Source organism: Pseudomonas sp. GM49, assembly GCF_000282355.1.
In the GTDB taxonomy this organism is placed as follows: Bacteria; Pseudomonadota; Gammaproteobacteria; order Pseudomonadales; family Pseudomonadaceae; genus Aquipseudomonas.
The window spans coordinates 1-10,048 of sequence record NZ_AKJL01000221.1 but is presented as its reverse complement, the minus strand read 5'-3'; the positions used below and the strand labels follow the sequence as shown (position 1 = coordinate 10,048).

Sequence of the window (10,048 nt, the reverse complement as noted above, 5' to 3'; positions counted from 1 at the left end):
CGGCTTGGCGGACTGCAAGGCGACCGCCGTTGGAAAGACTATGGGCGCAGGTTTTCGTGGAAAAAATGCTAAACATCAGATACTCATATCGGTATTACCGATGCATCCACAGGCCGGAGGTCCAAGATGATCCAGCTGCACGATGTCGACCTGAAACTGCTCAGGGTGTTTGCCACGATTGTTCGCTGCGGCGGTTTCTCGGCCGCGCAGGCGGCGCTCAATGCCGGGCAGTCGACCATCAGCGAACAGATGACCCACCTGGAAACCCGCCTGGGGGTCAAACTCTGCCAGCGCGGGCGCAGCGGCTTCCGTCTGACCGAGCAAGGGGTGGCCATTCATGAAGCCACCCAGCGCCTGCTGTCGGCGGTGGAAAACTTCTGCATGGACGCCGACGTGCTCAAACAGCACATCAGCGGCAAGCTCAACCTGGGGATCATCGACACCACGATTACCGACCCCTACTCGCCGATTCCGCGCACTACCCAGCGCTTCGTCTCCCGCGGGCATGACGTGCACCTGAACGTGTACGTCGGCACTCCGGCGGAGCTCGAAGAGCGGGTGCTCGACGGTCGACTTCATCTCGCCATCGGGCACTTCCCGATCCATGTGCCGGGGCTGCTGCAATCGCCGCTGTACCAGGAAGCCCTGGGTTTGTATTGCGGGCGGCGCCACCCGCTGTTTGGCAGCCAGGCTGAAGGTGAGGAGCTGCTCGAAGAAGTCGCTGCCGGGCGGATCGTCGTGCGTGGCTACATGCAGCAATACGACCTCGAGCACCTGGGCGTCAGCAAGGCGGCCGCCACCGTGGACAACATCGAAGCCACCGCGATCCTGATCATTTCCGGCGCCTACCTGGGTTTTCTGCCGGAGCATTTTGCCGCCCAATGGGTCAAGAGCGGTGAGATGCATCAACTGGCACCCGCGAGCTTGCGTCTGAAATCGCCGTTCGACGTGATCACCCGACGCGGTACGGCACCGCCGCCCATCCTCCAGGCGTTCCTCGAGGACCTGGCCGCCAGCGCCCGTAAAACCGGCACGCCGTGAGGTGACACTCGCCAAATTGAAATTTTGCCGGGCATACTGAATTTAGTTCGCCAACCTTGCAGGCCCGTCATGCGCATCCACGTCACCTTCATCGACCGCGTCGGAATCACCCAGGAAGTGCTGGCCCTGCTCGGTGGACGCAGTTTCAACCTGGACGCCGTGGAGATGGTCCCGCCGAACGTCTACATCGATGCGCCGACCCTCGGTACCGAGGTGCTGGAGGAGCTGCGCGAAGCGCTATTCGGCGTGCACGGCGTGCAAGCGGTGACCATGGTCGACATCCTCCCGGGGCAACGCCGGCGCCTGCAACTGGACGCATTGCTGGCCGCCAGTTCCGACCCGGTGCTGGCGGTGGATGACCGTGGTCATGTGCTGCTGGCCAACCCGGCGCTGATCGCCCTCTGCGGCCGTGAACCGGCCGGTGAATCGCTGACCGCACTGTTCGACGATGCCGATTTGCAGCGCACCCTGATCGCCCATCATTTCCGCCTGCCCATGCACGAGGTCAGCCTCGGTGGCCAGACCTTGCTCCTCGACGCAATGCCGATCACCGACGCCGGCGCCCTGCTCACCCTCTATCAACCCAATCGCATCGGCGAACGCCTGTCGGCGCTGCACCACGACCATGCCGAAGGCTTCGATGCGCTGCTCGGCGAATCGCCGCCGATCCGCGCGCTCAAGGCCCGCGCGCAACGGGTGGCAGCCCTCGATGCGCCATTGTTGATCCAGGGCGAAACCGGCACCGGCAAAGAACTGGTGGCCCGCGCCTGTCACGCCATCAGCCCACGGCACGATGCACCGTTCCTGGCCCTGAACTGCGCGGCACTGCCGGAGAGCCTGGCCGAAAGCGAGTTGTTCGGCTACGCCCCCGGCGCCTTCACCGGCGCACAACGGGGCGGCAAGCTCGGCCTGCTGGAACTGGCCGATCAGGGCACGGTGTTCCTCGATGAAGTGGGTGAAATGTCGCCTTATCTGCAAGCCAAGTTGCTGCGCTTTTTGAGCGATGGCTGCTTCCGTCGGGTGGGGGGCGACAAAGAGGTCCGGGTCAATGTGCGGGTGCTCAGCGCGACCCACCGCGACCTGGAAAAAATGGTCGCCGAAGGGCGGTTTCGCGAGGACCTGTTCTACCGCCTCAACGTGCTCAACCTGCAGGTACCGCCGCTGCGCGAGCGCGGTCACGACATCCTGCTGATGGCCAATCACTTCATGCAACAGGCCTGCGCGCAGATCCAGCGACCGGCCTGTCGCCTGGCGCCGAGCACCTTCAGCGCCCTGCTCGGCAATCGTTGGCCGGGCAATGTGCGGCAACTGCAAAACGTGATCTTCCGCGCAGCGGCGATCTGCGAAAACCCGCTGGTGGACATCGACGACCTGGACATTGCCCGCACCGCCGTCGAGCGGCAAAACGACGGCGAAGTCGGCAGCCTGGAAGAAGCGGTTGGCGACTTTGAGAAGAACCTGCTGGAACAGCTTTACCGCAGCTATCCGTCCAGTCGGTTGCTGGCGGCGCGGTTGCAGACGTCCCATAGCGCCATTGCCATTCGCTTGCGCAAGTATGGGATTCCCAACAAGGCCTGATACCTCTGCCAGAACACAATCCCCCTCACAACACTGCCCCCTGTGGGAGCGAGCTTGCTCGCGATGAGGCCGTATCAGCCGATATCAGTGTTGCCTGACACACCGCAATCGCGAGCAAGCTCGCTCCCACAGGGGACTGAGTCGTGCTCGAGCTCACCGTTCGCAAATCGATACAGCGTAGCGAAATCAAGACAACCACTTGCCTGCCAGCAATCACGGCGCTTGCGTCCGAGGCTTTACTTACCCGTATTGATTTCAATACAGTACTCGTTATCCCCTTCTTGTAAAAATACTTCAAGCCATTGATTTAAAACAACTAATAAACATTGGCACCGCCCTTGCTATCACTCCTCCAGCCCCGCTCGTCGCCCCGCCACGAGCCTTAAAACAATAAGGAGTTGATATGAGCGAATTGCGTTTCACCGTCGATCACGAATGGTTGCGCCTTGAGAGCAATGGCCTGGTCACCGTCGGCATCACGGCGTTCGCCCAGCAGGCGCTGGGGGATGTGGTGTTCGTTCAGGTGCCTGAACTGGGCGCCTTCGATGCAGGCGCTGAAGTGTCGGTGCTGGAGTCGGTGAAAGCCGCCAGCAGTATCGGCATGCCGCTGGACGGTGAAGTGGTCGAGATCAACGCGACGCTCGAGAGCACCCCGGAATTGGTCAACGAAGACCCGTTGGGCGAAGGCTGGTTCTTCCGTTTCAAACCGGTCGATGTCGAGGCGTTGAGCGACTTGCTGGATCTGGACGCCTATGAACGCCTGACCGCCGAACACGCCGACGCTTGAAGCCCCCACGAATCCAGAAAAAGGACCACACCATGTTCAGCAAGCACGACCAGATCAAAGGCTACGACGACGAACTGCTGGCGGCGATGAATGCCGAGGATGCACGGCAGGAACACCACATCGAACTGATCGCCTCGGAGAACTACACCAGCCAGCGGGTGATGCAAGCCCAAGGCAGCGGCCTGACCAACAAGTACGCCGAAGGCTATCCGGGCAAGCGCTATTACGGTGGCTGCGAACACGTCGACGTGGTCGAGCAACTGGCCATCGACCGTGCCAGACAACTGTTCGGCGCCGACTACGCCAACGTCCAGCCGCACTCCGGCAGCCAGGCCAACGCGGCGGTTTATCTGGCCCTGCTGCAAGCCGGCGACACCGTGCTGGGCATGAGCCTGGCCCACGGCGGTCACCTGACCCACGGCGCCAAGGTGAGTTTTTCCGGCAAGCTGTACAACGCCGTGCAGTACGGCATCGACACCACCACCGGCCTGATCGATTACGACGAAGTCGAGCGCCTGGCGATCGAGCACAAGCCGAAGATGATCATCGCCGGGTTCTCGGCGTACTCGAAGACCCTGGACTTCCCGCGTTTCCGCCAGATTGCGGACAAGGTCGGCGCGTACTTCTTCGTCGACATGGCCCACGTCGCTGGCCTGGTGGCGACCGGTCTGTACCCGAATCCGCTGCCCTACGCCGACGTGGTCACCACCACCACGCACAAGACCCTGCGCGGTCCGCGTGGCGGTCTGATTCTGGCCAAGGCCAATCCGGAGCTGGAGAAAAAGCTCAACGCCGCGGTGTTCCCCGGTGGTCAGGGCGGCCCGCTGATGCACGTGATCGCGGCCAAGGCCGTGTGCTTCAAGGAAGCGCTGGAACCAGGCTTCAAGACTTATCAGACGCAAGTGATCCGAAACGCCCAGGCCATGGCGCAGGTGTTTATCGAGCGCGGATATGACGTGGTGTCCGGCGGCACGGATAACCACCTGTTCCTGGTCAGCCTGATCCGCCAGGGCCTGACCGGCAAGGACGCCGACGCCGCCCTCGGCCGCGCCGGCATCACCGTGAACAAGAACGCCGTGCCCAACGATCCGCAATCGCCGTTCGTGACGTCCGGCCTGCGCATCGGTACGCCGGCGATCACCAGTCGTGGTTTCAAGGAAGCGCAAAGCATCGCCCTGGCAGGCTGGATCTGCGACATCCTCGATCACCTGGGCGATGCCGACATCGAGGCCAATGTTGCCCGCCAGGCGGCCGCCCTGTGCGCCGACTTCCCGGTCTACCGCGACTGACCCCACAACACAAAACCCCTTGTGGGAAAAAACTCTGTGGGAGCGAGCTTGCTCGCGATGGCGGACTTTCATTCAACATCAATGCTGAATGTAATGGCCTCATCGCGAGCAAGCTCGCTCCCACAGGGTCTCCCACCGGTTCTGTACCCTGCTGCACAAGGAAAGCACTATGAACGCCATTGTCGAATCGACCGGCAAGAGCCCGGCGAAAGTAGAGATCGGCACCAAACTGCGCGGCGCGGACAAGGTCGCGCGGATTCCGGTGAAGATCATTCCCACGGATGAACTCCCGCGCAAACCCGACTGGATTCGCGTGCGCATGCCGATCTCCCCCGAGGTTGAGCGGATCAAGCAACTGTTGCGCAAACACAAGCTGCACAGCGTCTGCGAAGAAGCCTCGTGCCCCAACCTCGGCGAGTGTTTTTCCGGTGGCACCGCCACGTTCATGATCATGGGCGACATCTGCACCCGCCGCTGTCCGTTCTGCGATGTCGGCCATGGCCGGCCCAAGCCGCTGGACGCCAGCGAGCCGATGAACCTGGCCGTGGCCATCGCCGAGCTGCGCCTGAAGTACGTGGTGATCACCTCGGTGGACCGCGACGACTTGCGCGACGGCGGCGCCCAACACTTTGTCGATTGCCTGCGCGAGATCCGCAAGCTGTCGCCCGGCGTGCAACTGGAAACCCTGGTGCCGGATTATCGCGGACGCATGGACGTGGCCCTGGCAATCACCGCCACTGAGCCGCCGGATGTGTTCAACCACAACCTGGAAACCGTACCGCGCCTGTACAAAGCCGCACGGCCGGGTTCGGACTTCGAATGGTCGCTGGACCTGCTGCAGAAATTCAAGCACGCGGTGCCCCACGTGCCGACCAAGTCCGGGCTGATGCTGGGCCTGGGCGAAACCGACGAGGAAGTCATCGAGGTCATGCAGCGCATGCGCGAGCACGATATCGACATGCTGACCCTCGGCCAGTATCTGCAACCCTCCCGCAGCCACCTGCCGGTGCAACGCTTCGTGCACCCGGACACCTTTGCCTGGTTCGCCGAGGAAGGCACGCGCATGGGCTTCAAGAATGTCGCGTCCGGACCGCTGGTGCGCTCGTCCTATCACGCCGATCAACAACTTCATGGAGGTGCAGGCGGTTTCAAGCCATGATGGGTTGACTGGTCATGCATGGAGCCGCTCACGATGTCTCGTTCACCCTGTCTGTTGTTGCTGTGCCTGAGCCTGGCCCTGCCGTGCATGGCCGACGAACCAAAACCCGGGCACATGGTGTATCTGCGTGCGGTCGACCCGGGCATCGAACAGGACATCCGCTACGCCAGCTCGCACAATTTCACCGGGCATCCGCTTGACGGTTATCAGGCGCCGGAGTGCCTGTTGTCCGTGGACGCCGCCAAAGCCCTGGCCCGAGTGCAAACGGCGCTGAAAGCCGAGGGTTACGGTTTGAAGGTATTCGACTGCTATCGACCCAAGCGTGCGGTGGCGGACATGGGCCGCTTCGCCACCGAGCCCGGCGACCCGCTCAAGACCGAATTCTATCCACGGGTCGACAAGCAGGACTTCTGGCGCCTGGGTTACGTGGCCCGGGTGTCCAATCATTCCCGGGGCAATACCGTCGACCTGACCCTGACCGGCCCCGGTGCCCTGCCCGCCGACACCTGGACGCCTTCGGCCACGCCGGTGGATTGCACCGCCCCTTACGGCCAGCGCTGGCACGACGGCGCGCTCGACATGGGCACCGGTTTCGATTGCTTCGATGAACGGGCACACACCGATTCGGCGCTGATCAATGCCACGGCCAAAGCCAATCGCCAGCGACTCAACAGTGCGATGGAAAAAGAGGGTTTCACCGGTTATTCGGCCGAGTGGTGGCACTTCACGTACAGCGCGAATACGCAGAAACCGGACGTCATGGACTTCCCCATTACGCCGTTGGCGCCATGAACAATCTGCTCAAAACCCTGTTGCTGCTGTTTTTTCCATGGGTTGCTCTGGCCCAAGGACTCGACGGCAGCGATCAGCTGATCGTGGTTACCAGTAAAAACTGGGATGACATTCAAGCCACTGCTCAGCGCTATGAGCGGCACGGCAAGACCTTTGAAAAATTCGAAGCGCCGTTTGCGGTGGTGCTCGGCAAAAACGGCATGGGCTGGGGCAAAGGGTTGCTCGACATCGGGCAACCTGAAGGACCGGTGAAACAGGAGGGCGACGGCAAGGCCCCGGCCGGAATGTTCAAGCTGGGCACGGCGTTTGGCTACGCGCCTTCGGCCGAAACCCGCCTGCCCTATCTGGCATTGACGCCAACTATCGAATGCGTGGACGACAGCCAATCGGTTCGCTACAACGAATTGGTTGACGGAGCGGTGGTTGCGAAGGACTGGACCAGTTCCGAACGCATGCGCCGCAACGATGACTTATACCGCCAGGGCATTTTCATCCAGCACAACACCCCGGCCATTCCCGCTGCCGGCTCGTGCATTTTCTTCCACATCTGGCGCGGCCCCACAGCACCGACCCGTGGTTGTACGGCCATGGACCCGGCGGATATCGCCCAGCTGTTCAACTGGATCGACCCGGGCAAATCCCCGGTGCTGGTGCAATTGCCCGAAACGCAGTACGAGCAATTGCGCCAGCGCTGGAGCCTGCCAGCACGTTAATCACGCCTGGCACCGAACCTGTGGCGAGGGGGCTTGCCCCCGTTTGGACTGCGCAGCAGGCCCATCTTTTAGGGCCGCTTCGCGCCCCAAACGGGGGCAAGCCCCCTCGCCACAAAAGTTCGCCGCTTTTCCGGTGTTAACCCCGCTCAACCACCACGCCACTCATCGACGGCTTCGCCAGCGCGTAATAAATCCCCCCCGGCACCAACAACCCGACGATCCACGAAATATCCACACCGCCCAGTTGCGCAACCATCGGCCCGGAATAGAAATGGGTGTCGACAAAGGGCAACTGGATCAACACGCCAATCACGTACACGCTGATCCCCAGCACGTTCCAGCGACCGTAGCGCCCTGCCGGGTCGGACAGTGCCGGGACGTCGTAACGCTCCTTGTTGATGAAGTAGTAATCCACCAGGTTGATCGCACTCCACGGAGTGAAGAACGTCAGCAAAAACAGGATGAAGTACTTGAACGAGTTGAGGAACGAGTACTGCCCCAGCAATGCCAGCGTGGTGGATGCCGCGACGATCAGCAGCACAAACAGCATGCGTTGGCGGGCGGTGATTTCCAGGCGGCGACGAAAGCCAGTAATGATGGTGGCGATGCACATGAAACTGCCGTAGGCGTTGAGGGTGGACACCGTGACCTTGCCGAACACAATGCTCAGGTACAGCAAGGACGCGATCACCCCGCTACTGCCCAGACCGACAATGGTCGCCACTTCGTGCCCACGGAAATTCGCCCCGGCCAACGCGGCGGCGAACACCCCCAGCACCATCGAAGCCTGTGCCCCCAATACCGTGCCGAGACCGACGGCAGCGAAGGTTTTCCACGATGAAGTCTTGCTCGGCAGATAACGCGAGTAATCCGCCACATAAGGACCGAACGCGATCTGCCAGGACGCCGAGAGCGACACCGCCAGCAGGAAGGTGCTCCAGCCAAAATGACGATTGTCGAGCAGCAGGCCGATGTCGTTGAGGGTCATCAAACGGGTGAACAGGTAGGCGAAAGCGATGATGCCCAGCACACTGGCCACCCGCCCGACCAGGTGAATCACCCGATAGCCGAAGATCGTCAGGAACGCGATGCACGCCGCAAAAATCAGGATGCCGGCGCTGTCGCTGACGCTGATCAACTGCGCAATCGCCTGCCCCGACAGCACCGCGCCGGTGGCGCTGAAACCGAGGTACATCAGGCACACCAAAACAATCGGGATCGCCGCGCCATACACCCCGAACTGCACGCGGCTGGAGATCATCTGCGGCAGGCCGAGCTTCGGCCCTTGCGCCGCATGCAGCGCCACCACGGCACCGCCGAATAGCTGACCGATCAGCAAGCCGATCAGTGACCAGAACACATCGCCGCCGAGTACTACGGCCAGGGCGCCGGTGACGATGGCAGTGATCTGCAGGTTGGCGCCAAGCCACAGGGTGAATTGGCTATAGAGACTGCCATGACGCTCAGCCTCGGGAATGAAATCGATCGAGCGGGTTTCGATCAGGGGACTTCGTTGCACACTCATGACGGTGTTTCCTTTGAGGAACTGTTTTTGTTATCAGGGATAGAACTTAGAAGTTCTTGGTGGCGCTCGCCACCACCGTGGCCGAGCACAGATCGTCATAGCCATACCAGCCACTGCACTCGCTTTTCGTCAGGTCGGTGTCGACATAACTCAGGCCCCAGGTCACGCCGACGAAGTCCCGGGTCAGCTTGGCCTCCCACTCGTAGTAGGCCTCGCGGTTGTCGCCATTGGCGGACCAGAAGGCCGGGTCTTTCACATCGTTGCGCCCCACGCGCAGCTCCAGGCCGACCTCGGCCGGCAGCGTGAACTTGTAGCCGACGTAGGTGTAGAGGGTGTCCTGGTCTTCACCGAAAACGTTCGGTGTGTCCTTCGAGTAATAGGCGCCGAGCTTCACGCCATAGACGTCGAGAATGGCGTAGATCTCACTCAGGTTGAATTCGGAATTTTTCGGGTAGTCGTACTTGATGTAGCCCAGATCGAGGCTGATCGCGTCCGTCGCCTGCCAGTAGTAACCGGCGTAGTACTCAAGTTCCTGCCGGGTATCGAAGCCGCCACCGAAGTCCACATTGGAGGTCCAGGCGCCAATGTACAGGCCGCTGCTGTGCAGCAATGTTGCGCCGGCCTGGGCCGCCGGATCGCCCAGGGTCTGCGAGATGCCGCGGCTACGGTAGTCGCTGACGACGCCCAGGGTCATGTCCAGGCTGAAGTCATCGTTGAGGGCCAGGGCCTGGCTGGTCAAAGGCGCCAATGCCAGTGCTGCGAGGGTCAAAGCTGAAAGTGCGTTCATGCGCTTCTCTTGTTTTTATGGGGGTACGGGGAATTTCAGCCACGGCGCTGCCAGGCCCGTCGCAATGCGAGGGGCCTGGCAGTTTTCAGGCAGTGCGGTTGAACGCAGGTCAGGACGCGGGCGCGTAGACCTGCTTGCCGGCGAAGAAGGTGTTCAGGACTTTGGTCTCGAACAGGTCGTCATCGCTGACCTTGAACACATCGCGGTCGAGGATGATCAGGTCAGCCTGCTTGCCCGGTGCCAGCGAACCGATCTGCTGCTCCAGACGCAGGGTTTTGGCGGCGTTGAGGGTGTAGGCGTAGAACATGGTCTGGCGGTCGATGCTCTCCTTGGCATTGAGCACACCCAAAGGCAGCGGCACGTCCATCAACTTGTCG

The 10,048-nt window shown here is 61.7% G+C and carries 10 protein-coding genes; 7 read left to right on the top strand and 3 right to left on the bottom strand.

What is annotated here, in order from left to right; translation table 11 throughout:
* Positions 1–126 precede the first annotated feature (126 nt).
* The 7 genes from PMI29_RS09880 to PMI29_RS09910 all read left to right on the top strand — a co-directional run bounded on the left by PMI29_RS09880 (position 127) and on the right by PMI29_RS09910 (position 7,359).
* On the top strand, positions 127–1,041 hold the full coding sequence (locus PMI29_RS09880; RefSeq protein ID WP_008000468.1) for a LysR family transcriptional regulator: 915 nt from the start codon (positions 127–129) through the stop codon (positions 1,039–1,041).
* A 69-nt stretch (positions 1,042–1,110) separates the two neighbouring features.
* A complete protein-coding gene (locus PMI29_RS09885) occupies positions 1,111–2,619 on the top strand; it encodes a sigma-54-dependent transcriptional regulator (protein WP_008000466.1) in 1,509 nt (502 codons plus the stop codon).
* A 403-nt stretch (positions 2,620–3,022) separates the two neighbouring features.
* Positions 3,023–3,406 carry a glycine cleavage system protein GcvH gene (gene gcvH, locus PMI29_RS09890; protein WP_008000464.1) on the top strand — a complete coding sequence of 128 codons (384 nt, stop codon included), beginning with the start codon at positions 3,023–3,025 and terminating at the stop codon, positions 3,404–3,406.
* Between the two features lie 32 nt (positions 3,407–3,438).
* Positions 3,439–4,695, top strand: a complete 1,257-nt coding sequence (gene glyA / locus PMI29_RS09895; protein ID WP_008000462.1) for a serine hydroxymethyltransferase — start codon at positions 3,439–3,441, stop codon at positions 4,693–4,695.
* Positions 4,696–4,864: 169 nt separating this feature from the next.
* Positions 4,865–5,854: a lipoyl synthase gene (gene lipA, locus PMI29_RS09900; protein ID WP_008000460.1), complete on the top strand. Its 990-nt coding sequence runs from the start codon at positions 4,865–4,867 to the stop codon at positions 5,852–5,854.
* 33 nt (positions 5,855–5,887) lie between these two features.
* Positions 5,888–6,646 carry a M15 family metallopeptidase gene (locus PMI29_RS09905; RefSeq protein ID WP_008000457.1) on the top strand — a complete coding sequence of 253 codons (759 nt, stop codon included), beginning with the start codon at positions 5,888–5,890 and terminating at the stop codon, positions 6,644–6,646.
* Positions 6,643–7,359, top strand: a complete 717-nt coding sequence (locus tag PMI29_RS09910; protein WP_008000455.1) for a L,D-transpeptidase family protein — start codon at positions 6,643–6,645, stop codon at positions 7,357–7,359. The genes PMI29_RS09905 and PMI29_RS09910 overlap by 4 nt, the downstream gene beginning before the upstream one ends.
* A gap of 136 nt (positions 7,360–7,495) precedes the next feature.
* Here PMI29_RS09910 and PMI29_RS09915 read toward each other — a convergent pair whose 3' ends face one another.
* The 3 genes from PMI29_RS09915 to PMI29_RS09925 all read right to left on the bottom strand — a co-directional run.
* Positions 7,496–8,884 (bottom strand): purine-cytosine permease family protein, encoded by a 1,389-nt coding sequence (locus PMI29_RS09915; protein WP_008000453.1) that lies wholly within the window; start codon positions 8,882–8,884, stop codon positions 7,496–7,498.
* Positions 8,885–8,930: 46 nt separating this feature from the next.
* Positions 8,931–9,671, bottom strand: a complete 741-nt coding sequence (locus PMI29_RS09920) for a TorF family putative porin (protein ID WP_008000451.1) — start codon at positions 9,669–9,671, stop codon at positions 8,931–8,933.
* A 109-nt stretch (positions 9,672–9,780) separates the two neighbouring features.
* The coding region (locus PMI29_RS09925; RefSeq protein ID WP_008000448.1) for an amidohydrolase family protein at positions 9,781–10,048 on the bottom strand (268 nt) is incomplete at its 5' end.